Here is a 25,304-nt window from a genome sequence, read left to right on the forward strand (position 1 = left end):
ATCCATCCGATCCCGTATTTGTATTCCTTTTCAATCAGTTACCGAACGGTAATGATTCCATGTCACGCTTGTTTTGAGGCGCCAACGGACAGTTGCTGAAATCTTAATCAATGGTGTTTGCCGATTGTTGAATATTGATTTTGAATGTTTTCTCTATTTTCGAGTTTCTCGCCTCTGTTTATTGTTTTACCTTGTAAAAAAACGGCTATTTCATTATCATAGGCAAAATTTTTTAGTCCCTTAAATACCTTGAAAGCACTCAGCTAATTCATCGTTGTAAAGGGAATGAAATAAATACTTAAAATTTATTGTCTAGTTAATAATGGAGAGATGGAATGAGCAATGCGCCCGTGAATAACGGCCGTCGACGCTTTCTGACAGTCGCTACTTCGGTAGTAGGCGGAGCAGGTGTTGTTGGTGCAGCTGTGCCTTTCATTGCTTCCTGGAACCCGAGCGCGAAAGCAAAAGCCGCCGGTGCACCTGTGGAAGTTAATATCAGTAAAATTGCGACTGGCCAGTTGGTTCGCACAAATTATCGCGGTAAGCCGGTGTATATTGTGCGTCGTGGTCAAGACGTAATTGACGCTTTAGGTGGTCATGAAGACCAGCTAAGCGATCCGCAATCCGATGAAGCGCAACAGCCGGAATACGCGCAAAATCAATATCGCTCCATTAATCCAGAGTATCTGGTTGCTGAGGGTGTCTGTACACACTTAGGTTGTGCTCCTTCCTATAAAAAGGGAGATTTCGCAGAGCAGGTTGAAGGCGTCGATTATGGCTTCTTTTGCCCATGCCACGGTTCCAAGTTTGATATGGCAGGCCGAGTATTCTCAGGTGTCCCTGCGCCATTGAACCTTGTCGTTCCTAAGCATTCATTCTTAGATGACAACACCTTGATCATCGGTATTGATGAAGGAGATGCCTAATGTTTGCTAATTTCATGGCTTGGATAGACAAGCGACTACCGGTTACTGAAGCGTGGAACAAACACGTTGGTCAGTATCCGGCTCCAAAAAACTTTAACTTTTGGTACTTTTTTGGCTCACTCGCCATGCTAGTACTCGTTAACCAAATCGTAACTGGTATTTGGTTAACAATGAATTACGAACCATCGGGTGACGGCGCATTTGCATCGGTTGAGTACATTATGCGAGACGTTGATTACGGGTGGTTATTGCGATACATGCATTCTACCGGTGCATCGGCATTCTTTATCGTCATATACCTGCATATGTTCCGTGGTCTAATGTACGGTTCTTACCAGAAGCCTCGTGAGCTATTGTGGATCTTCGGTATGTTGATCTTCTTGGTTCTAATGGCTGAAGCCTTTATGGGTTACTTATTACCTTGGGGTAATATGTCATACTGGGGCGCGCAGGTAATCATTTCCCTGTTTGGTGCGATACCTGTGATTGGTGAAGACCTTACAACCTGGATCCGAGGCGACTATGTAATCTCCGGCGCGACATTAAACCGCTTCTTCGCATTACACGTTATTGCGTTGCCATTGGTGCTTGTGGTTCTGGTGTTCCTTCATATTCTTGCCTTGCATGAAGTGGGTTCTAATAACCCGGAAGGCACTGATATCAAAAAGCCAAAAGGCAGTGTTCCAGAATCCGAACAAAGTCCGTTTAAATACCATGAAAGCTATACGCAAAAATACGACATCGTCGATGCGGTACCTTTCCACCCGTATTACTCGGTAAAAGATATTATGGGCGTGGTTGGTTTCTTACTATTATTCTGTTGGGTAATGTTTTTTGCTCCAGAAGGTGGCGGTTACTTCTTAGAAGCGCCGAACTTTGAACCGGCAAATGGTTTGAAAACCCCTGAACATATTGTTCCGGTTTGGTATTTTGGTCCGTTCTACACCATATTGCGTGTAATTCCAGACAAATTACTTGGTATGGTCGGTATGTTTGCCGCGATTGGTATGTTATTTGCCTTGCCTTGGTTCGACCGTGGTACTGTGCGTTCATTCCGATATCGTAGCAAGTGGCATCTGCTAAACTTAATCCAATTTTCAGTTTGTTTTGTTATTCTTGGTGTCTTGGGTACCATGCCAGCATCTGATCTCGCCAACTTGGTTGGTCGAATTGCGTCATTAGGTTATTTTGGTTTCTTCATTGCGCTTTGGTTCTATTCTAAAGGCGAAGATACTAAGCCAGTACCGGAAAGGATATCTTAATAATGAAAAAAGTATTAGTAACCCTATTATGTGTATTCCCGGCAATGGTATTTGCCGCTGGTGGCAACATTCCACTAGATAAAGCGAATAACGATATTACCGATAAAGCTTCGTTGCGCAATGGCGCTGAAACCTTTATGAATTCTTGTTTAGGTTGCCATTCATTAAAATATCAACGCTATAACCGTACCTTTGCGGATTTAGGTATTGATGAAAAAGAAGGCATCGAAACCTTGATGTTTACCGGTGAAAAGCCGGGCGATCACATCACCAATAATATGCCAGAGGCAGAAGCTGCTGCCTGGTTTGGTGCTGCGCCACCTGATCTGACTTTGGTCGCTCGCTCTCGCAAAGGTGCAGACTGGATTTACACGTATTTACGTGGTTTCTATGTCGACCCGGAACGTCCTTTTGGCGTAAACAATATCGTCTTTAAAGATGTGGGTATGCCGCACGTATTTCAAAACCTGCAAGGCGTGCAGGAATTGAGTGATGACGCAAAAGCCATGCTGGCACTGCCAACGAAAGAGCAGCGTCCGCTAAGCAGTGATGATTTAGTGATGGTGCAAGAAGGCACGATGACAGCGGCAGAATATGACACTATGGTTCGCGATTTAGCTAACTTTTTGGAATATACCGGTGAGCCATCGAAAGTTGACCGCATCCGTCTTGGCTATTGGGTGATGGGCTTCTTGGTTATTCTGTTTATCTTGAGCTACTTGCTGAAGAAAGAATACTGGCGTGACGTTCACTAATTTATTTCGCCCTGACACGTTAAGTTAGGGCAAAATTCAGGGGCTATACTAATATCGAGATAGGGATATTAGTTTCAGCCCCTTTGTCGTATCAGGTCTTTTTCTTAAACCGATACTTTTTAATAAGAATATTTTTGGAGGATATATGGCTGTAGCCGCAAACAAACGCTCTGTCATGACTTTGTTTTCACACGCCGATGATATGTACAGTCATCAAACACGTATCGTGTTGGCTGAGAAAGGCGTCGGTGTGGATATCCACTTGGTGGACATGGATAACCTTCCTGAAGATTTAATTGATTTAAATCCATATGGAACTGTCCCAACTCTTATTGATCGTGAATTGGCGTTATATGAAGCCAAGATCATTATGGAGTATTTAGATGAACGATTCCCTCATCCGCCATTAATGCCTGTATATCCTGTTTCTCGCGGCCGTAGCCGTTTGATGATGCATCGCATTGAAAACGACTGGTATACCTTAGCGGTTAAGATTTTAAATGGTTCTGCTGCACAAGCGGAATCTGCGCGTAATGAGTTACGTGAGAGCTTGTTATCAATTGCTCCGATTCTAAACGAAGCGCCTTACTTTATGAGCGAAGAGTTTAGTTTGGTAGATTGTTACCTGGCACCACTATTGTGGCGTCTTCCGGCATTTGGCATCGAGCTTTCTGGCCAAGGTAGCAAAGAGTTAAAGTCTTACATGTTACGCCTGTTTGATCGCGAATCGTTCCAGGCGTCTTTAACGGAAGCGGAACGCGAGTTGCGCTTCGGTCACCCAGCTTAGTATAGTTCTCTGTAGTAGTATGAATATTGAGATGTCGTCTAATAAGCCCTATCTGATCAGGGCTTTTTTTGAATGGATAGTGGATAACGAATTAACGCCTTATATTGCCGTTGATGCGTATTTCCCTGACGTTCAAGTACCTGTTGCTTATGTTACCGAAGGACAAATCGTTCTGAATATCGCACCTGTAAGTGTGGGCGGTTTCGCAATGGGTGAGGAAGTGATCGAGTTTAGTGCCAGATTTGGTGGTAAATTGGAGCACCTGGTGGTGCCCTTCGAAGCGGTTGCTGCTATCTATGCACGGGAAAATGGGGTAGGTACCTCTTTTGAAGTTAACTACCCTGAAGAGTTACCTGAGGAAGTATCGATAGAGGTTGAGCAGGAAGAAGAACTCAAGCCTCCCAAAAAAGGCAAGCCAACGTTATCGATTGTTAAATAATCTCTAGAGTATTCCACATAAAAAAACGGGTTTGAAACCCGTTTTTTTATGTCCTGATGATTCCCTAAGGCTATTGATATTCAAACGCTCGATAGACTTTGGCAACACCATACACATTACGGACAATATCTACCGCAATCTGACTTTCCTGCTGATCGACTAACCCCATTAAAAAGACTTCAGAGTCTTCAGTTACCACTTTAATTGCAGAAGAGTCGATACGTTCATCCATCAACAATTCGGTTTTTACTTTCGTCGTAAGCCAGGAATCTGCGCCCTTGCTGGTAATATTTAACATTTTGCCGACACGGATTTGATTATGCAGTTTGCGCACACCTGGGATATCACTGATTAAACGAATAACCTGATCTTTTAGTGCTTGCGTAGGTGCCTGACCGACAACGAGTAAATGACCATTGACGCTGGTGAATTTGACGTTTGTGGCTTCTTCAAGCAAAGGTTCGTTGCGAACCCGTCCGTAGGCCTTAACTTCAATCGCCTGATCATCAACTTGCGCGCCTAATGTGCGACGGTCATTATAAGACATTGCGCCGCCGGCGGCTGCGCCTACAAGAGCCACTGCACATCCTTGCAATGTGCCAACCATGGCTGTAATCAAAATAAGCTGCTTTAACATAATATTCTTCTTGTTTGATTGTTGTTGGCGCTTTTAGATGACTAAAAGCAATGTTTATTGTTATTTTGGGTTAACTTTGAGCCTGTGGAAATAAGGTTGTATCAATAATTTCGCACAAACAGTGGATGGCAAGCAAGTGCACTTCCTGAATTCGTGCCGTTCTGCTAGAAGGAACACGGATTTCAACATCATTCTCTCCTAACAAACCGGCAATTTCGCCACCGTCTTTACCGGTCAAAGCAATAATTTTCATATCTCTTGCGACTGCGGCTTCAATTGCTTTGATAACGTTTTTCGAATTACCGGATGTCGATATTGCCAAGAGGATATCGCCGCCGTTACCCAGGGCTCTCACTTGCTTGGAAAAAACTTCCTCGTAGCTATAATCGTTGGCAATTGAGGTTAATGTTGAGCTATCGGTGGTCAATGCTATCGCCGGTAAACTTGGACGTTCCGTTTCATAGCGATTCAACAGCTCTGAAGAGAAATGTTGGGCATCGCCTGCTGAACCACCGTTACCGCAGGTTAGGATTTTTTTTCCGGCCAAAAGACATTCCACCATTACCATGCCGCCTTTTTCAATCGCCACTGGTAATGCTTCACTTGCCGCAATTTTTGTTTCAATACTTTCGCGGAAATTGTCTTTAACTCGTTCTAACATAATCAAGCTCCAAAAAAGGCATGTTTCAGCCAGGATATTCTAGGGTTGATGGCTAAGCCTGTCAGGCTCAGGACATCGAAACGACATTGAGTATTGTACTCGTTCAGTCCCTGTTTTTGCAGAAAAACTTGCGCGGTGCGAATGATTTTCTGTTGTTTAGACTTTACGACTTGTTCAGCCGCTTCGCCATAATTAGTTTGCGATCGATATTTCACTTCAACAAATACCCAGCAATCCTGATCCTTGAAAATTAAATCAATTTCACCAAATTTACTGTGATAATTTGCGGTAATAAAATCAAGCCCCTGCGCTTTTATATACTGGCGAGCGCGACATTCCATCGCAGCCGCCACAGGCTTAGCCGCGAGCTTATTCCATCGAAGTTGTCGTAACCTGTCGAAAACCATATTTACCCCAGGACAGGGAGCGGCTGATAATTCGGTCGCTATCCATTTGTAATGTACCGGTTTCGCCGTTATGACGTTGTGCTGGATTTTGCGCCATCAGCTGAACTTTATCGACCAGATTCATGCTATCTATGCCCATGGCGTATAGACGCTGCATGACGCTGGTTGTGGTTGGCCATAACTGCTGTGCCTGCTCGGCTAATTGCTTATCTCTGGCTTCATTTGGCAATAACCAGGGGATCTCAGTAAACGTTAAACCGTTAAGGTCGCGACTGGTATTTTTATCGCGGTTGATATTATGACTGCGAGAGCTGGCAAATATTGGGATCGCCTGTGCAAATGGGCTGATATTCACATCAACATAAGGTTTAAGCAGGCGGGCATCATCGGCGCTGGCAAAGATATAGATCATGTCGATATCCCGGCGATTACGAGGTTCGGCTTTTAAATTCTCGTTCATGCGATTGCGCATTAAGAATATTCGCTCTTTGGATAAATTGACATCGAGCGCGCTTTTGACGGCCAACTCCATTTCTTTACTGGTTTGGTAATAGATGACCTGAGGTTTGCTGCCGCTTTGTTGAAACCACTGGTTTTGAAATGTATCCGCAAGTCGTTTACCTAAACTGGAATCCTGACTGAGGATCACGGGATGTTGGTAGCCTTTGTGATACAAAGTAAACGCCGATTGTTTAGCTTCATCTTCTGGGCGCATTGAAAACACATAATGTTGTTCGCCTAACATTTGCTGTTCCGGCAAATTTAACAACAGTGTTGGCCAGGTGTGTGGCATTAATACTTGTTCGGTGGCGAGATAGGCATCGACATTTTGCTTCAGCAATGGCCCGATAACGAAATCTGGTGGTGTGAGCATTAGCGACTGAGTGATATCAGTCATTGGGGTGCTATTGCTGTCAATAAAGGTTAACTGACGAGTATTATCATTTTTTTGATAAGCCGCCAGCAGTCCATGTTGAATCGACTCGCCGATACTCGCTTCGCGACCGGACAACGGGATAATGACCGTAATATTTTCTATTTTAGTGTCAGCACCTTTGCCATTCATCTCATCAATAAGCCCTGCAACGTCGCTTTCCTGAGTTTGAACAGGCGTTGTTGATTGTAAAATAAAGACAGGCTGGTATTTAGATTCTACTAGTGGCATTGCAGAGTGCGCGGTATGACGATTTTGCCAGCGCTGTAAGTTATCTTTTTGTGTCGATTCTGGGTTGGTGGCCGCTAAAATTTCTGACAGCTCAAGCCAGCCTGCTAACTCAGGAGGATTTTGCTTTTCCAGAAAATCTACCTGCCAAGGCATAAGCTGACCGACTAATTGCTCTAGCTTTTGCAATTCCTCGATATCATCGGAAGGATAGAGGTTGTATTGTTCCAGGTAAGCAATTATTGCTTGCGGTAGCTTGCCCTGTGCGAGTAATGCATCTGCCGTTAAGCGAAGTTTTCGCTTGGCGGTACTCGATGCTTTTATTTGCGACAGTAAAGAAAGACATAATGTTGGATCATCGAGCATTAAACTTGCCTCTGCCATATTTAGCAAGTTGTAATTCGATTGGATTTGATTCAGCGGCAGGTTGCTCAGTTGCTGAGACAGAAACAGTGATTTTTCACTCTGCTCTTGTTTAAGTAGTTTTTGCCCGGCCTGAAGCAGGAGAATGATCGCGTCTTCGTTATCTTCAGTTTTAGCCTGAGCTAATAGATCTTCAACCGAAACGGGCTTTTCCTCAACGCTTTCTAATTGTTGCTGTGTATCATTCGCTTGTTTAGGCGCTTTTTTAGGTTCAGGCGTTGCACAACCATTAAGTATTAATATGACAATACTAAAAAACAGCAGGGATTTAACGTTCATAAAGTCTGATTTTCGCTTTAGCGTAAGGGGGCTAGGTTTTTTATTATCTTCTATGCCGATGCTTTGCGAATACTAACAGTCATTTCATGGTGAGTACGATAAAACGACATATTCCTAAAACATAGAGCAGATAATTGTTGTAATTAACATTATAATAAACCGCCCACCGTCAATAGGGCAACCGATAGATGTTACAAGGTGTAATCAGATTACCAGGAAAGCTCAAAAACAGGCCTGTTAGTCAAAAAGATTTTTAACGAAAATCAGACTCCGGAGTAATCTCGCGAATAAGACGCGATACCGTTACTCAGTGTTACCCAAATACACGAATCGATATTATTCATTTATGTAGCAAATGCTAAACGTTAGATAAACAGGCAAATTATGAATCAGCAAATTGTTCAGCCGGGCACTCTATATGTGGTTGCCACGCCAATAGGAAATCTCCTGGATATGACTCAACGGGCAATTGCAGTCCTTAGTCAGGTTGATGTGATAGCATGCGAAGACACTCGTCACAGCGGGCGTTTGTTACAACATTTCAGTATTTCTAATCGAACGATTTCCTTACATGACCATAACGAGCGTCAGCGCCAGGAACAAATTAGTGAATGGTTGAAAGCCGGCAAGTCGGTCGCCTTAATCAGTGATGCGGGTACGCCGCTAATCTCTGATCCTGGTTTTCATTTAGTACGTCATTGTCGAAGCGAATCCTTAAATGTTGTACCAGTGCCCGGTGCCTGTGCTGCAATTGCGGCACTATCTGTAGCAGGATTGCCCACCGACAGGTTTACATTTGAGGGCTTTTTACCCTCGAAACAAGGTGCCAGAATGAGCACGCTTGAGTCATTAAAAGATGAAACTCGCACTATGGTATTTTATGACGCGCCGCGCCGAATCGTGGATACCGTCGCGGATATCGTAAATACCCTTGGGACAGATCGCTATGTTGTGATTGCCCGGGAGATCACCAAAACGTTTGAAACTATTTATGGCGATACTGCCTCAGAGTTATTACGCTGGTTGCAGACGGATGCGAATCAGGAAAAAGGTGAGCTGGTGTTAATGATTGAAGGAAAAAAAGCGTCTTCTGACGAAATTCCCCCATTAGCGCGCAAAACCTTGGCATTGCTTTTGAAAGAAATGAAACCTAAAAAAGCCTGTGCGGTGACCGCTGAGGTGTTTGGTTTGAAAAAGAATGATCTCTATGCACTGACCCTGGAAGACAAAAATAACTAGCCCCTGATGCGGTTTAAATTTGCCTTGCCAGTGGGCAATCGGTACAATGCCGCCCGAGTTGGCCAGACAATCGCTGCCGTTTGACTTCGGTTAAATGGGGGAGGAAAGTCCGGGCTCCAATGAGCAGGGTGCCAGATAACGTCTGGGGGGCGCAAGCCCACGACAAGTGCAGCAGAGAGAAGACCGCCTAAGTATCCTAGATACCGGTAAGGGTGAAAGGGTGCGGTAAGAGCGCACCGGGCCGCTGGTAACAGTTGGCTGCAGGGTAAACTCCACCCGGAGCAAGACCAAATAGGGTTCTACGATTCTTCGGAATTAATGCGTGGCTCGCGCGAGAACCGGGTAGGTTGCTTGAGCTATAGAGCGATTTATAGCCTAGACGAATGATTGTCACTTTTTTCATTTCGATGATTGAAGAACAGAACCCGGCTTATGCGGCCAACTCACATATACTACAACCCCGACGTTAGCGATAACGGCGGGGTTTTCTTTTTTGGGATTTACGTTATTCGATGTTTGGGATTCCGTTGTCGTTTTCGTCCGACTGTTGCTGAATATGCGCCTGCAAATCCACCAGTGCGGTTTCATAGTCATAGCGTTCGATTGAACGGGCTAACTGTGTATATAAACTGGCCCCGAGAGCCGATTGTAACGTCTGTCGATTGGCACTGATAAAGTCAGAGGTGGCGGTATCGTAAGCACAAAGCATTATCTGTAATTCTTCGATACATTTCCTTGCCGGTTTGAATTCTTGTGATGGTAACGCTTCGGTATCACTGTCACTTTCACTTACAAGCGCAGGAACTTTAACACTAATTTCTTTGATGGCCATTTCCAGTGGCCTTGTCACTTGTTGCATTGCCGCAAAATTCAGGTTGCCGGTTCTTGCCTGTTGCTCGAGTACTTCGGCATTTTGTTGTACCTCAAGCGCGCCAATATTGCCAGCCAGCCCTTTGAGAGTGTGGGCCAGATAAATTGCTTCATCAATGTCATTGTTTTCGATTGCGGCGCGAAACTTGTCTTTAAACCCTTTTTGACTTTTACCAAAACCGAGCAGTAATTTTTGATAAAGCGGGCGATTGTTCATTGCACGCCTCAGTCCATCGTTGATATTGATGGTGATCATTTTGTTGGGAATAATGTTTTCAATGGTGTTTTCGACGCTCGATGTTATGTGTTGTGGTTGCCGCTGCTCATCGGTATTGATCCAACTCGCCATTATTTGAAACATGGTTTCGACGTTAATAGGTTTGGCAATGTGATCGTTCATCCCCGCTTGGATGGCTTTTTCTTTGTCACCGGCCATCGCATTGGCCGTCATCGCTAAGATAGGCAATGTCGTATACGCTTGTTGTTGGCGAATTTTTTTGGTGGCGGAATAGCCGTCCATCACCGGCATTTGGCAGTCCATCAATATGCCGTCATAGCGATCCGGTTCAAGCATATCTAGCGCGATCAAGCCATTTTCGGCAATATCACATTCAATACCATTTTTGGTGAGCAATGCACTGATAAGTTGTTGGTTAACCTCGTTATCCTCCACCGCCAAAATTCTCGTACCACGCAGTTGCTTTATCGCGGCTTGCATTTTTAGTTTTGGTGTTGAAAACTTCAGATCGCTCGTTTGTCGCTTACCACTGACCTGAACAATTGCTTGTTGCAGTTTATTGCGTGTTACCGGTTTGGTGAGAATATCATCCACTACCAAATCATTAAGCTGCAGGGTTAACTCCTCTCGGCCAAACGCCGTTACCATAAACACCAGAGGTGGATTTTTTAACTCCAATTCGGTTAAAACGATCCGCGCCAACGCTACGCCATCGAGTACCGGCATTTGCCAGTCCACGAGTAAAAGCTGGAATGGATCCTCTTGGTCATGCTGATTGATGAGGGCCAAGGCATCTTTGGCATTCGCGACGAGCTTGTATCGATACCCCATGGATTGCAGTATCCGGGCGAATATATCTCTGGCATGGGCATTATCATCGACCACGAGAATATGCTGTATCTTGCCGACTTTAGCGACTTGTTTCTTCGGGCAGTTGGTTTGTAATTTGAATTTAATTGAAAATGAAAAGGTGCTGCCTTTTCCGAGCTTGCTCTGTACAACAATTTCCCCACCCATCAGGTTAATTAACTTTTTAGAAATGGCTAAGCCCAGGCCCGTGCCTCCATGGACTCGCGTGGTAGAAGCATCTGCCTGGGTAAAAGGCTTAAATAAGTCAGCTTGCTGCTCTTTGCTCATGCCGATACCGGTATCGGTAACCGCAAAATTTATTTCCACATCTGAGTTGGTCGTGCGCAGAGAAGAAACCTGCAGCAATACTTCACCTTCTTGAGTAAACTTCACGGCATTGTTGGTCAGGTTAATCAGCACTTGAGTCAACCGCAAGGAGTCGCCGATTAACGCCATCGGCAAATCATTTTGAATATCGAACAAAAGTTCGAGGTGTTTCTCTTCGGCTTTAATACCGACAAAATTCACCAGATCTTCAAGCACCTCGCTGAGATCAAAATTACTCAATTCCACGTCTAGTTTACCGGCTTCGATTTTTGAGAAATCGAGAATGTCGTTAATGATGCCAAGCAAAGATTCTGCGGAACGATGGACTTTATCGATATAGCTCCGTTGCTGTTGGTTTAAATCAGAACTCAATGCTAAATGCGACATGCCAATAATGGCATTCATTGGGGTGCGAATTTCATGGGACATATTGGCGAGAAAGTTTGATTTGGCACGGTTCGCATTTTCGGCAATCTCTTTCGCCGATTCATAATTAAGCTCAAGCTTTTTCCGCTCATTAATATCAATATGAACGCCTAAAATTCGGGTAGGTTCGTTATGATTGTCGGTTTCAATGACCCGACCCATGGTTAGGATCCATTTATAACTTCCGTCTTTGCAGCGCATTCTTATTTCGTTACTGTGCTCAACAATTTTCTGCCCCATGTAGTCACTGGCCAGGTTCTTTAGCAATTGTTGGTCTTCTGGCAAAAACAGGCTCATCCAGGTTTCGTAGCCACCCTTGAGTTTTGACCACTTGCTGTCACTTTCAAGAATATCCAGTGGCTCATAACCTAACATTGTTGCCCAAACGGCGTTAATGAGCGCAGAGCCTTTCTGTGGGTATACCTCCCACAATCCAATTTTTGCCCCATGAGTCGCGCTATCAAGTCGCTCTTCACTTTCAATCAGTCGTTGCTGCTGGCGATTGCGTTCGGTTATATCCCGTAATATCCCGATAAATACTTTTTGATGATCCAATTCCGCTTCGCGCACCGCAATTTCCATTGGAAACACTTCTTTGTTTTTTCTCTGTGCAGTGAGTTGGCGCACGTGATTGACAACGTCAGACCCCCCCTTGCTTTTGTAGTGAGTTAAGAAAATATTGTGGGTATCCCCCATCGCATCGGGTTGTAGGATAGAGACTTCTTTATCTATCACTTCGTGGCGGCTATAACCAAAAATTGTTTCAGCCGAACGGCTGAAATTTTGAATAACGCCGTTGCGGTCAATCACAACCACGCCATCGGCTACACTGTCGAGTATGGTCGCAAATCGGTTTTCACTTTCTTTTAGTTCTGCTTTTAAGCTTTCCTGGCTAGTAATATCGAGCAATGCGCCATCAAAATAAATGGTATCGCTGTAGTTGTCCCGGTCGCCATTTGCGCGCACCTGAATCACTCGCTCATTGCCGTGTTTGTCGTTGAGTTTGAATGTGGTGAGTAGCGGATGCTGTTTGATAGCCGCATCCTTGAACTGCTTAATAATTCTTTTTCTGTCTTTGTCGATAATGAGTTCTGATAATAATAAATCAGGCGGTTCTTTTAGAAAGGTTTCTTTCGGGTAGCCGGTTAGGCCTTCTATTTTGTCACTCAGGAATTTTAAGTTTCCCCGTTCTTGCCAATGCCGACCGGATAACTCAAAGCGAAATACGGCCCCGGGTAAGTTACTGACGATTGAACGAATTTGCTGCTCATTTGATGCAACCTTACGTAATGCCTGAACTCGTCCACTGATATCGAGCAACGACAGACGAATTTCATGGTTGGCTTTGGTGAAAGTTGCAGATGCTGAAACCTCTTTTTCCCGCCCCTGACGATCAATTATGGTCAGGTTAATGTCTTTTTGTGGACTTTTTTGGGCATTGATTAATAGCGCCTGGCCCTCCTGATTTTCTTTACCACCCGGCATTAATTGCCAAAAATCTAAAGAGTCGAATGCTTCTCGCGCATAGCCGGTTAATTCAGCAAATACGTGATTGTGTTTGTCGAAATGGCCACTGGGATCTATGGTGGCATAAGCAACCGGCGAATGCTCATAGATATCAAACAATCGTCGTTCCCGATCGGTAAGATCCCGAGTCCTCTCTTCGACTCTTTGCTCCAACAACGAATTTGCTTCATTCAGTCGGGTATTCATGGTGCGCACGATGCGCAGTGAAAAGTTGCCTAGAAGAGTGAACAAGATAAGGATGCTAAGCAACACTGCGGTGACGGTGTTACGCAGTGCCAGATGTCCAGCCTGAATTTCTTCGTAATCGATTTCCGAAATAATGCCTAGATTTAACTCTTCATTCCAGTTCCAAGCGCCAATAACCTGTTTGCCACGATAGTCTCGGTAGCCATCAACGGAGTAACCCGCAACTTTGTTTAATGCCTGCTGAGCACTGAATGTAGGAATAAGCTCATCACGTATGGCGTTAAACGGTTTATCCTCGGTTAGCTCGCGTTTCGGATCTAATACCTTAACGTTTAGAATGCTGGCCTGACCTTGTTGCAATAAATTTAAATTGGCGAGTTTTTTTTCAAATCGGGAAGAAGAAATTAATACGGCGCGATTATCAATTAAATAGGTTTCTCCGGAAGATCCGAGATAGCCAATTTGGGTGATACCAACGAGCTCTTTAAAAGGATCCAGACGCAGCGCCAACGCCGCAATAATTTCCCCTTTGTCATTGAAAATCGGTGTTGCCACAAACATGGTGGTGTTGTGGGAACCGGCTCCCCGTTGCAGTTTATGTAAGGGAACATCAGAAATCATTGGCGGAATTAAAATGGTCTGCCCTTGAAACACCCGATTAAGGTACTCGGGTCGTTGCTTGTAAATGATATTTTCCTGACCGAGGTTTTCATTGCGCATCGAGCCAAAATTGATGTAGCCCTTGGAAATAATAAAAAATCCTAAAGAACCGTAATAATCATTGGGCAAATTTCGATAAAATTCGCGAATGGTTTTTAAAGGAACACTGCCTTCCAGGTAATTTTTTTCAATGCTGAGCAGTCGCTCTGTCTGGTCAATGACTGCAGGATTATCCGCCATATAGCGAAGTAGTGTCTTGCGCCCTTCATACCAGTTTTCCAGAGCGGTCTCGGTGGTTTCTACCATCGCTCTCAAGGCTTTGCCGACTTGCTCATTGGTCTGCATTTTGATTCGCTGCAAGCCGAAAATGATGATCACGGCAATAATGACAACAAATATCACCAAAGCGCCAAGCACAAGACGCCTGGATTGCGAGTCTTCCAGAATTGGTTTTTTCAGCTGCTTTACATGGTTTCTCAGGCTATTGATCACCAAAGCCAGAATAGCAATGAGCAGAACAATGATAGCAATCAGGGATTCGGTCAAAATGATTCGTTATGTAGCCGCTAATGTTATTAATAATAGCAGTTCGAGATAGACATGATTGGGGGCAGGGCATTTAGCATCATATTGTTTTATATCGGCTAAACAAAATAAAAAACCCGGTGTGAACCGGGCTTAGTAAGCTTGCCATAAAGCAGGAGGATTACATCGAAGTATTGTTCGTAGATACCTATGATGTCATTGGGTAAACGTTTTTCAACCTCGGCGCGTTATTATCATGACCGCCTACTTGTTATCGTTATAATAACTTACCAAAGAGGCCGTTGAACAATCGTGATGTTCACTGACTTGATTGGCGGCAATCTCGTGATGGATCTGATTTGCCAGACCTTTACCAAGTTCCACGCCCCATTGGTCAAAAGAGCAGATATCCAGCAGGATCCCTTGGGTAAAGATTTTGTGCTCATAAAGCGCAATTAACATACCCATGGTTTTCGGCTCTAATCGATCCATTAAAATCGTATTGGTGGGACGATTGCCCTCATGAACCTTATGAGGAGCAACGCTATCGATATAAGCCTGATTATGACCTTTGCTGGCCAGATCCGCTCTGATCTCTTCTTCACTAACGCCAGCCATCATGGCTTCAGATTGGGCAAAGAAGTTTGCCATCAGAATATCGTGATGACCTGCAACATTCGCAACACTTGTCACTGAGCCAATAAAATCCGCAGGGACTATATTATTGCTTTGATGCAGATACTGATAAAATGCGTGCTGGCCATTAATACCGATTTCACCCCAGATTGTTGGAACCGTAGGGTAGGGAACTTTCTCGCCTGACATATTGACATGTTTACCATTACTTTCCATTTCTGCTTGTTGCAAATAGGCCGTCAAACGGTGCAATGGTTGGTCATAAGGCAATATGGCCTGAGATTGTGCGCCTAAAAACGTACAATTCCACAGGCTAAGCAGTGCCATTATTACCGGCATGTTTTGTTCCAATGGCGTGTTTTCAAAATGATTGTCAACAATGTGAGCGCCGTCAAGCAACTCAATAAACTGCTCAAAACCCAGATACAGCGCGATTGGTAACCCGATTGCTGACCACAGTGAAAAACGACCACCAACCCAGTCCCACATATCGAAGATATTATCTTCACTGATACCAAATTCGGTGACTTTGTCGGTGTTGGTAGAAACCGCGACAAAATGTTTAGCGATTGCTGACTTATCGGTTGCACTGGCCAGTAACCAGTTGACTGCTGTGTTGGCATTGGTCATGGTTTCTGAAGTGGTAAAGGTCTTACTTGAAACCACAAATAAAACCGTTTCCGGATTTAACGGTGCCAACACATCGGCAACCTGGTTGCCGTCCACATTCGACACATAATGCACATTTAATGTGCCATCACCATAGCTTTTTAATGCTTCGGTCGTCATTTGCGGACCCAGGTTAGAACCACCAACACCGATACTTACGATATCAGTAATGGCTTTACCCGTATATCCTAACCATTTGCCACTACGCACGGTTTCGGTAAAGGCCTGCATTTTGTTCAGCTCATTTTTGACCTGAGCACGAACATCGACACCATCAAGGAGCAATGGCTCTGCACTGCGATTACGCAGAGCAACGTGCAATACCGATCGATCTTCAGTGATATTTATCCGTTCTCCGCGGAACATTTTGTCGCGCCAGGCCTCCAGCTCACATTCGCGAGCGAGCTGAAATAATGCCTGCATGGTGGTTTCATCCACCAGATTTTTTGAATAATCAAATAGCATGGAAGGCAAGGACAAAGAGAATTTTTGGAATCGCTCTTTATCGTTGGCGAATAAATCTTTCATATGCTGAGACTTCATCGTCTCAGCGTGTTGTTCAACTGCTTGCCATCCTGAAAGTTGAGTTCTAAGTGCCATTCGCTGTGCTCCTCGTCCCTTATTGATTGCGTTCGATTAATTGTTTGGCTTTGCTCACCACGTTATCAAGGTTAAAGCCAAAATGATCCAATAAGACGCCACCTGGCGCGGATTCTCCGAACGTTGTCATGCCAACCACATCACCGTGACGGCCAACATACTTGAACCAGAAATCAACGTGTGCCGCTTCAATAGCTAAAATATTGACCACATCGTTAGGCAGCACCTGTTGTTGATAGGCCTGTTCTTGCTTGTCGAAAACATTGGTACTAGGCATCGACACAAGACGAGCTTGAATGCCTTGCGCTTGCAGTGCTTTAACACTTTGCGCGGCCAATTCGACCTCTGAACCGGTCGCAATCAAAATAATGTCAGGTTTGCCTGCACAATCGATTAAGGTGTAACCACCTTTACTGACATTGGCCAACTGTTCTTCATTACGAACCTGGTGGGTTAAGCCCTGTCGTGAGAATACTAAAGCACTTGGCGCATTTTGGCTTTCAATGGCCGCTTTCCAGGCGACTGCCGATTCGGCAGCATCACATGGGCGCCAGGTCGTCAGGTTTGGTGTCATCCGTAGGTTGGCGATTTGTTCGATTGGCTGATGGGTTGGGCCATCTTCACCCTGACCGATAGAATCATGGGTATACACGAAAATATTCTGGATACCCATCAATGCTGACATGCGCACCGCATTGCGAGCATATTCCATAAACATCAGAAAAGTGGCGCCGTAGTTGATAAAGCCATCGTGTAGGGAAATGCCATTCATAATGGCGCTCATACCGAATTCACGAACACCATAGAACAAGTAGTTACCACTGGCGTCATTGGCTTCGATCCCTTTCGAACCGGACCAAAGGGTTAAGTTGGAACCGGCTAAATCGGCACTACCACCGAGCAATTCTGGTAATAAAGGTGCGAAAGCTTCAATGCTGTTTTGTGACGCTTTACGGCTGGCAATATTTGCCATGTCATTCTGACACTGAGCAATAAAGGCATCGGCCTTGGTACCAAAGTCTGCGGGCAATTGTTTATCGATAACACGACGTTTAAATTCTTTGGCAAGCTCAGGATAGGCTTGTTGATACGCTACAAAGCGTTGCTGCCAATCTTGTTCAGATTGTGCTCCCTGAGCTTTGTGATCCCAACCTTGGTAGACGTCATTAGGAATTTCGAACGCTGGCTCATGCCAGTTGAGAAAGTCGCGTGTCGCAGCAATTTCGTCGTTGCCTAATGGTGCGCCATGGCAATCATGGGATCCGGATTTATTTGGCGAGCCGAAACCAATAATGGTTTTGGTACAAATGAGCGTTGGTTTATTGGTTATCGATTGTGCGTCTTTGATTGCCGCACTGATTTGTTCAGGATCATGCCCATCGACATCGGCAATAACATGCCAGCCATAGGCTTTAAAGCGCTCTGGCGTATTGTCGGTAAACCAGCCTTCGACTTCACCATCGATAGAAATGCCGTTGTCATCCCAAAAGGCAATGAGCTTACCTAGGCCTAACGTACCGGCAAGCGAGCAGGCTTCATGGGAAATGCCTTCCATCAAACAACCGTCGCCCATAAAACAATAGGTAAAGTGATCAACAATATCGTGGTCTTCACGGTTAAACTGTGCTGCCAGAGTTTTTTCCGCAATAGCCATACCTACGGCGTTAGCAATACCTGCGCCTAATGGACCCGTGGTGGTTTCAACGCCCGGGGTATAACCATATTCAGGGTGCCCTGGGGTTTTTGAGTGTAGTTGACGGAAGTTTTTCAGTTCACCAATCGGTAGATCATAACCGCTAAGGTGTAACAGAGAATAAATTAGCATTGAGCCATGACCATTGGAGAGAATAAATCGGTCACGATCCGGGAAATTAGGATTGGTAGGATTATGCTTTAAAAAATCATTCCAAAGCACTTCGGCGATATCCGCCATTCCCATAGGCGCTCCTGGGTGACCAGAATTGGCTTGTTGTACAGCATCCATGCTCAAGGCGCGGATTGCATTGGCTAATTGTTTGCGCGAGGTCATCTGTTACTTACCTTAGTTTACGTATTGAATTGATATTGTAGATAAAATTTATTGGGTATTTTCAGCAATTATACCAGCACTTGAATGCCAGCTAAGCCGGCATATTAGCACGTTGGTGGCCTATGTCACTATCGTAACGGTTATAAAATAGCACCGAACGCTATGGCAAAAGCAATATTGGTTTTTTTGTTGGTTCAAACCACATTTGTGATGGAAACCTACTTGGCTATGCGTTATAGAATTTCCCAACTTACACCGACAATCAACATACACGGACATGCAACTAATGACACATAGCAACAATATCATTGCTCGCTATTATCAATGGCAGAGTGAAACGTTGCAGATAGTTAGGCGGTTATTCGAGTAAATTCGTGCCGCGTTCTTTGCGCCAGGGCCAACACTATTAAAAATAAAGGGGCAGGGCTTGCCCCCGTTAAACAGCAAGTTAAACGTAACGGTTAACGATGTTTTCTAACAATTCCTGGCGGCCGGATACCGGTTCAGGGTTGATATTGTTTTCCAGTACCAGTTTCGACAAACTTTCTAAATCTGCGGTGCCGTTAAGGATGCTCTGGCCGAGTTCGCCATTCCAGTGTCCATAACGTTGCTCAACAAAATCCGATAACGGTGCATCCTCGATAAGTTTCGCAGCATTAAGCAACGATTTTGCCATTGTGTCCATACCGCCGATATGACCATGAAACAGGTCGTCACGTGCGGTCGATTGGCGCCGAATCTTGGTATCAAAGTTAAATCCACCGGTTTCAAAACCGCCGGCTTTGAGAATTTCATACATGACTAAGGTACATTCAGCGACGTCATTCGGGAATTGATCCGTATCCCAACCGTTTTGCATATCACCGCGGTTGGCATCTACGCTGCCCATGATGCCTTTAGCACAAGCTACTGCAATTTCATGGTGGAAACTGTGACCGGCAAGCGTTGCATGGTTGGCTTCAATATTGACTTTGACTTCGTCCTGTAAACCATGTTCAAGCAGAAAACCATGCACAGTTGCGGTGTCATAATCATATTGATGTTTGGTCGGCTCCTGAGGTTTTGGTTCGATCAAAATGGTACCTTTAAAACCAATTTTGTGTTTATGGTCAATCACCATTTTCAAAAAGCGCGCGTATTGTTCACCTTCACGTTTTAAGTCGGTGTTCAGCAGCGTATCGTAACCTTCTCGACCACCCCATAAGACATAGTTTTCACCACCTAAGGTATGGGTTGCTTCAAGTACATGTTTTACCTGCGCGGCAGCATAGGCAAAGACTTCGGGATCTGGGTTGGTGGAACCACCTGCACAGAATCGAGGATTGGAGAATAAATTAGCGGTACCCCATAGCAGGCCTGTGCCGGTTCGTTGCATTGCCTCGCCGAAGATATCAACGATGCGAGAAACATTATCATGGCTTTCTTGCAACGTTGCACCTTCGGGAGCAATATCGGTATCATGAAAGCAAAAGTAGGGTACTCCGAGTTTTTCAAAAAACTCAAAGGCAACTCGCGCTTTTTGTTCTGCATGGGCCATTTGATCACCAAATGGTGTGATCCAGGGGCGGTCGAATGTACCCGCGCCAAAAATATCTGAGCCCGGCCAGCAGAAATTGTGCCAGTAGCAGGCGGCAAAGCGCAGATGTTCTTTCATGCTCTTGCCCATTACGATGCGATTTTCATCGTAATAGCGAAACGCTAACGGATTGGTACTGTTTTCCCCTTCGTATTGAATCTTCTCGACATTCGTAAAAAAATTTTCGCTCATGATTGGTCTCCGGCTAAAAAGTTGGTCATATCATTTGATGATGGTTAGGTTGCATTAAATGTGCGGCCTTAAATCCCGAAAAATGGGTTTCAGACTGCGATATAGTTGTTGATAGGTCTGCCATTGTTTGGCATAAAATTCTGACATAACAGCGTCAGGCCCGATGGTTTGTATGATCTCCCCCGACGTGCACACCGATGCTGCAGTTTCGTTAGATACCGCCAGACGCGCTAAATTTGCGGCGCCAAAAGCAGGGCCTACATCGCCACCGTTGCGATAGATGAGTGTCTGATTTAAAACGCTGGCTAAAATTTTGCCCCATAAAGGACTCTTTGAACCGCCGCCAATTACCGATACCTGATTAATTGGCGTACCGGCATCAAGCAACGACTTTTGCCCGTCTGCAAAGGCAAAGGCGACACCTTCGAGTACGGCGCGGCCAAGTTCTGCTCGGTCGGTACTTTGCGTTAAACCAATAAATACGCCTTTCGCATCCGGGTCGTTATGTGGCGTTCTTTCACCCGTTAAATAAGGAAGGAACATAACCTGGCCTGGCTCGCTAAAGTTCAATGCGCTTATTTCCTCTAGAAATGAGGTTTCATTGTCAGCGCCCGTTAATTTTATGACCCAACTCAGACAACTGGCAGCGCTCAAAATGACTGACATTTGATGCCAGGTATTGTCAATGCAATGACAAAACGTATGTAAGGCCCCGTCAGGGTTGGGTTTGTAAGTCTCGTTGGCGACAAAATAGACTCCGGAGGTACCCAGTGACAAAAAAGCATCTCCCGGGTTAATCACGCCAATTCCCGCGGCACCGGCGGCATTATCGCCACCACCCGCGGCAACCGGCACTTCCGCCATCCCCCACGCCTTGGCTATCTCTGCGCTTAATGTTCCCGTGGGTTGATTGCCTTCGAATAATTTCGGCATATGGGATTGGGTTAAACCACAGGCTTGCAGCATTTCATCAGACCAACTACGTTTGCCAACATCTAACCACAAGGTACCGGCGCTATCTGACATATCCGATGCGTAGTCACCGGTCATTTTGAAACGTAAATAATCTTTAGGTAATAAGACCTTAGCGATACGTTGATAAGCTTGTGGTTCATGCTCTTGCAGCCATAGAATTTTTGGGGCGGTAAACCCAGGCATTGCTATATTACCGGTAATATTTCGGCTCTCAGGTACCATTTGTTCTATCTGGCGGCATTGTTGCTGACTACGACCATCATTCCAGAGAATTGCAGGACGTATGACATTGTCATATTCATCAAGTAATGTTGCGCCATGCATTTGCCCTGACAGACCAACGGCGACTACCTTGGCGAGCAAATCCGGTTGCTGGTGTTTTATTTGTTGAATAGCAACATTCGTCGCTTGCCACCAGTCTTGTGGATTTTGCTCCGAATGCAAAGGAGCCGGATAGGACACCTCTAACGGTGCGCTGCCTTGTGCAACTAATTGTTTTTGCTCATCAAGGACCACGACCTTTACGCCAGAGGTACCAAGATCAATGCCTAAATACATATCGATAACTCAGTAAGGGATAATAAATGTTAACGCTATCACTTTTGTTGATGTTATACCATAAGGACTTTTATTTTAATACGGAGCCTAAGTCCGCAACTGCAAAAATATTTGCGATATGGCAAGCAAATAAACCGGAACAAGCCCGTTTAGAAGGTTAGATGATGCCGGGTGCATGTATGAGCCTTAAGTGGTACTCTAGAGGCATTAAAATGTATGGCAACCTTGCGTCAATAAGTCTTTGAGGCGGGGATGCTCGGTAGATAATTTAGCGGCGAAACTCGTTTAAAGAGAAGCACAATAATAAACACCGATACGAGAATCGTGTCATGTATTTTGATAAGACCCATAATTACAACAAAAAAATACGCGTATCAGTTAAATGTTATCCCTCATTGGTTGATTGAACATTCATTGATAGCGTTACCAAATAAGAATCTAAACATGTCTAAAATATTATCTTCAAGCTTTATGATCGCCATCATTGTTTCTCTCGGGGGATTCGTGTTTGGTTTTGATGCTTCGGTGATTTCCGGTGTCGTGAGTTTTGTCGCCATTGAATTTGATTTGAATGAATGGGAACAAGGCTTTGTGGTAAGTGCGCCAACTCTGGGAGCGGCAATTGCATCGTTAATTGCGGGTACTATCAGCGACCGTATTGGTCGCAAGAAAGTACTTGTTAGCATCGCTTTCCTTTATGTTATTTCTGCACTTTTTTCAGCATTTGCAAGTAGCTATTGGATGCTAGTGATGGCCCGAACCATTGGTGGCTTTGCGTTTGCATCCTTAATTATCGCACCGGTTTATATCGCCGAAATCTCAGAGCCGGCCAATCGCGGTAAAATGATTTCCATCAATCAATTTAATATTGTTATCGGAATATCCGTTGCCTATTTTGCAAATTACTTTTTGTTGAACTTAGCCCAAAGCAATGCCGACTGGGTGGTGGCGTTAGGGATCACAGACAATGTCTGGCGTTGGATGTTAGGTATTGAATTAATTCCTGCAGGGGTGTTCTTGCTGCTGTTAACATTCATACCGGAAAGCCCCAGGTTTCTTGTGCTCAATGGTCAGAAACAGCAGGCTCGGGAAATTTTAACGGATTTACATGGGGTTGAAGCCATGGAAATCGAAATGGCTGAGATAGAGCAGAAGTCTCATCGAAAAGAAGCGAGCATACTGACCGGCTTCAGAGATTTATTTTCAAAAAATATGCGTTTGGTGCTGACCATTGGCATTGTTATCGCGGTGATTCAGCAAATTACCGGTGTGAACGCGATTTATTTTTATGCGCCATCCATTTTCGAACAAAGCGGGGTTGGTACGAATGCCGCATTTGTGCAAGCCATCTGGGTGGGCGTGATCAATGTCGTGTTTACCATAGTTGCGATGTTGTTGATTGATAAAGTGGGTCGTAAACCGCTATTGATCATCGGATTACTCGGTGTTTTCATCAGCATGAGTATTGTATCTTATGGTTTTAAGAATGCGACCTATGAACTTGATACCAACGCGATCGAGCAGGTGCAGTTAGAGCCCGGTAAATTCGAAGGTATGATTGGCGTAAAATATGAGAATGATTTGGTGTTCAAACAAGCACTGCAAAGTCGCTTATCGTCCCGAGAATTTAAAACCCACCAGGCACAAATTATTCAGGAGTCGATCAATATTCAACCTGAGCTGGTGTTATTCGGAATTCTTGGTTTTGTCGCGTCGTTTGCAATTAGCCTGGGGCCCGTGATGTGGGTGTTACTGGCAGAAATCTTTCCAAACCATCTGCGCGGCATTGCCATTGCAACGATGGGGCTGATTAATTCAGGTGTCAGTTTTACCGTACAGATGTTATTACCCTGGGAGATCAGCAATCTCGGTAATGCGATGACATTTATGCTTTATGGCATATTCGCCATCATTGGTTTGGTACTGGTGATCTGGTTATTGCCAGAGACTAAAAATAAATCGCTTGAACAAATTGAACAAGAATTGGTGCCCAATCGTGTGTGATGGAAAATGATATGTGATAAAAATACGGGCCGTAGATAAATTGCTGCGGGCCGTTTGCTCGCACTTTTATGTCAAGTCGCGCCTAGTAGGATCTTGGAGCACCCCAGGCGTTTTTGTTGACCCCCATATTGTCAGGTGGCTTGTGACCTGACGGGGGGGATTCGAAAAATCGCTTTTTACCCTCTCTAAAACGTAACATATTGCCGGGAATATTTTCTTTAAAAATGAGAATATTCAAGCACTGATAACGTGCATTGAAATGCGTTCATACCCTCGTCTTTCCTCTGTTTTTATTGATGTTTCAATTTAATACGTATATCTTGTCACTTTACTTCAAAGCGCATTGAGAGCGCTAACAGTAAACTCTTTTCTTACAACATCTGGTTTCCGCCTGTTAACCCGATTTTATTGAGTATCTACCGATCAGGAAGGATATATGGCTATTAAAAAACGAACCAGAATTCAGGACGTTGCTGCGAAAGCCAATGTTTCCATGATGACGGTTTCGCGCGTATTAAACCAAGATGCCAAAGTCAGCGACAAAACCCGTGAAAAGGTGATGAAAGTCGTTAAAGAATTAAATTATCGTCCAAATGTATCGGCGCGTCGGCTGGCGAGCTCCAAATCCTTTTTTCTCGGGCTGCTGTATGACAATCCGAGTGGTTCGTACACCAGTCAGTTTTTATTAAGTGCACTAAAGAGTTGTCGGGCTAAAGGTTATCATTTGATCGTTGATGAGTGCAGTGATTACAATCAAAAGACGCTGGAATCGTTAAAAGAGCTCATTGAAGTCTCCCGTGTCGATGGTTTGATATTGCTACCGCCAATCTGCGATAACCCAGAAATTTTACAAGTCATTATCGATGCTAATTTGCCATTTATTCGTATTGCGCCGGATACCAATCTGACCGCCTCCCCGTTTATTTGCATGGATGATTATCAGGCAGCTTTTGAAGTCACGAATCGTTTAATCGAGCAAGGCCATAGAAAAATCGGCTTTATTATTGGTCACCCGGATCAAGGCGTGAGCCGACTGCGCTATCAGGGGTATCTCGATGCATTGAGATCGCATCGAATTAACGTGCCACCGGAATATATCGAGCAAGGCCTTTTTGATTACAAATCTGGTTTAGATGCGGCGATGAACATACTAAGTCTGGAAGATAAGCCGACGGCAATATTTGCCAGTAATGATGATATGGCCGCTGCGGTATTATCGGCGGCCAATCGATTCAAACTCGATGTTCCGGAAAAATTGTCTGTCGTTGGCTTTGATGACACCCAATTGGCATCAACAATCTGGCCGCATTTAACAACGGTTCGTCAGCCAATTAACGAAATGGCAGCCTTGGCGATTGATCTGCTAAGTTCTGGTAAATTTGCTGATTTATCCTTGGCAAATAAGGCACAGTTTCGCCATGTACTGGATTTCTCAATTATTGAACGCGAATCGACTCAAGACATCACAGCCTGATCTTTT

Annotated in this window: 17 protein-coding genes and 1 other RNA gene; 9 read left to right on the forward strand and 9 right to left on the reverse strand. The window is 44.7% G+C overall.

The genetic code is table 11. From position 1 onward, the window contains the following. Positions 1 to 335: 335 nt before the first annotated feature. From petA to FE810_RS04110, 5 genes are all read left to right on the forward strand, one after another. Positions 336 to 926, forward strand: coding sequence for a ubiquinol-cytochrome c reductase iron-sulfur subunit (gene petA / locus FE810_RS04090; RefSeq protein WP_138318767.1), 591 nt, complete (start codon positions 336 to 338; stop codon positions 924 to 926). Continuing rightward, the gene (locus tag FE810_RS04095) at positions 926 to 2,188 is read left to right on the forward strand and encodes a cytochrome b (protein ID WP_138318768.1); all 1,263 of its coding nucleotides are present in this window, start codon (positions 926 to 928) and stop codon (positions 2,186 to 2,188) included. The genes petA and FE810_RS04095 overlap by 1 nt, the downstream gene beginning before the upstream one ends. A 2-nt stretch (positions 2,189 to 2,190) precedes the next feature. Next, positions 2,191 to 2,943, forward strand: coding sequence for a cytochrome c1 (locus tag FE810_RS04100; RefSeq protein ID WP_138318769.1), 753 nt, complete (start codon positions 2,191 to 2,193; stop codon positions 2,941 to 2,943). A gap of 145 nt (positions 2,944 to 3,088) precedes the next feature. Next, positions 3,089 to 3,730: a stringent starvation protein SspA gene (gene sspA, locus FE810_RS04105; protein WP_138318770.1), complete on the forward strand. Its 642-nt coding sequence runs from the start codon at positions 3,089 to 3,091 to the stop codon at positions 3,728 to 3,730. Positions 3,731 to 3,761: 31 nt separating this feature from the next. Further along, positions 3,762 to 4,169: a ClpXP protease specificity-enhancing factor gene (locus FE810_RS04110; RefSeq protein ID WP_138318771.1), complete on the forward strand. Its 408-nt coding sequence runs from the start codon at positions 3,762 to 3,764 to the stop codon at positions 4,167 to 4,169. Between the two features lie 70 nt (positions 4,170 to 4,239). Here FE810_RS04110 and FE810_RS04115 read toward each other — a convergent pair whose 3' ends face one another. From FE810_RS04115 to FE810_RS04130, 4 genes are all read right to left on the reverse strand, one after another. After that, positions 4,240 to 4,806, reverse strand: a complete 567-nt coding sequence (locus FE810_RS04115; RefSeq protein ID WP_138318772.1) for a BON domain-containing protein — start codon at positions 4,804 to 4,806, stop codon at positions 4,240 to 4,242. Between the two features lie 70 nt (positions 4,807 to 4,876). Further along, positions 4,877 to 5,467: a phosphoheptose isomerase gene (locus FE810_RS04120; RefSeq protein WP_138318773.1), complete on the reverse strand. Its 591-nt coding sequence runs from the start codon at positions 5,465 to 5,467 to the stop codon at positions 4,877 to 4,879. Positions 5,468 to 5,469: 2 nt separating this feature from the next. Beyond that, entirely contained in the window at positions 5,470 to 5,874 is a 405-nt protein-coding gene (locus FE810_RS04125; protein ID WP_246036898.1) for a YraN family protein, read from the reverse strand. Then, a complete protein-coding gene (locus FE810_RS04130) occupies positions 5,837 to 7,738 on the reverse strand; it encodes a penicillin-binding protein activator (protein ID WP_138318774.1) in 1,902 nt (633 codons plus the stop codon). The genes FE810_RS04125 and FE810_RS04130 overlap by 38 nt, the downstream gene beginning before the upstream one ends. A 384-nt stretch (positions 7,739 to 8,122) precedes the next feature. Here FE810_RS04130 and rsmI point away from each other — a divergent pair, with 384 nt between their 5' ends. Continuing rightward, the gene (gene rsmI, locus FE810_RS04135; RefSeq protein ID WP_138318775.1) at positions 8,123 to 8,977 is read left to right on the forward strand and encodes a 16S rRNA (cytidine(1402)-2'-O)-methyltransferase; all 855 of its coding nucleotides are present in this window, start codon (positions 8,123 to 8,125) and stop codon (positions 8,975 to 8,977) included. 54 nt (positions 8,978 to 9,031) lie between these two features. After that, an RNA gene (gene rnpB, locus FE810_RS04140) (RNase P RNA component class A) lies at positions 9,032 to 9,427 on the forward strand. Between the two features lie 55 nt (positions 9,428 to 9,482). Here the strand turns inward: rnpB and FE810_RS04145 are convergent. From FE810_RS04145 to xylB, 5 genes are all read right to left on the reverse strand, one after another. After that, positions 9,483 to 14,606, reverse strand: coding sequence for a PAS domain S-box protein (locus tag FE810_RS04145; protein WP_138318776.1), 5,124 nt, complete (start codon positions 14,604 to 14,606; stop codon positions 9,483 to 9,485). A gap of 243 nt (positions 14,607 to 14,849) precedes the next feature. Further along, positions 14,850 to 16,490, reverse strand: a complete 1,641-nt coding sequence (gene pgi / locus FE810_RS04150) for a glucose-6-phosphate isomerase (protein WP_138318777.1) — start codon at positions 16,488 to 16,490, stop codon at positions 14,850 to 14,852. A gap of 19 nt (positions 16,491 to 16,509) precedes the next feature. After that, on the reverse strand, positions 16,510 to 18,519 hold the full coding sequence (tkt, locus tag FE810_RS04155) for a transketolase (protein WP_138318778.1): 2,010 nt from the start codon (positions 18,517 to 18,519) through the stop codon (positions 16,510 to 16,512). Positions 18,520 to 18,967: 448 nt separating this feature from the next. Next, positions 18,968 to 20,287, reverse strand: coding sequence for a xylose isomerase (xylA, locus tag FE810_RS04160; RefSeq protein ID WP_138318779.1), 1,320 nt, complete (start codon positions 20,285 to 20,287; stop codon positions 18,968 to 18,970). A gap of 54 nt (positions 20,288 to 20,341) precedes the next feature. Then, entirely contained in the window at positions 20,342 to 21,820 is a 1,479-nt protein-coding gene (xylB, locus tag FE810_RS04165) for a xylulokinase (RefSeq protein WP_138318780.1), read from the reverse strand. A 414-nt stretch (positions 21,821 to 22,234) separates the two neighbouring features. On the opposite strand from xylB, the gene FE810_RS04170 reads away from it, so the two are divergent. Together FE810_RS04170 and FE810_RS04175 are read left to right on the forward strand one after the other, a co-directional pair. Then, positions 22,235 to 23,824: a sugar porter family MFS transporter gene (locus tag FE810_RS04170; protein ID WP_370738915.1), complete on the forward strand. Its 1,590-nt coding sequence runs from the start codon at positions 22,235 to 22,237 to the stop codon at positions 23,822 to 23,824. A gap of 436 nt (positions 23,825 to 24,260) precedes the next feature. Then, complete coding sequence (locus FE810_RS04175) at positions 24,261 to 25,298, forward strand: LacI family DNA-binding transcriptional regulator (RefSeq protein WP_138318782.1); 1,038 nt, start codon at positions 24,261 to 24,263, stop codon at positions 25,296 to 25,298. Positions 25,299 to 25,304: the final 6 nt, after the last annotated feature.

The sequence above is a fragment of the Thalassotalea litorea genome (assembly GCF_005843925.1).
Lineage (GTDB): Bacteria > Pseudomonadota > Gammaproteobacteria > Enterobacterales > Alteromonadaceae > Thalassotalea_A > Thalassotalea_A litorea_A.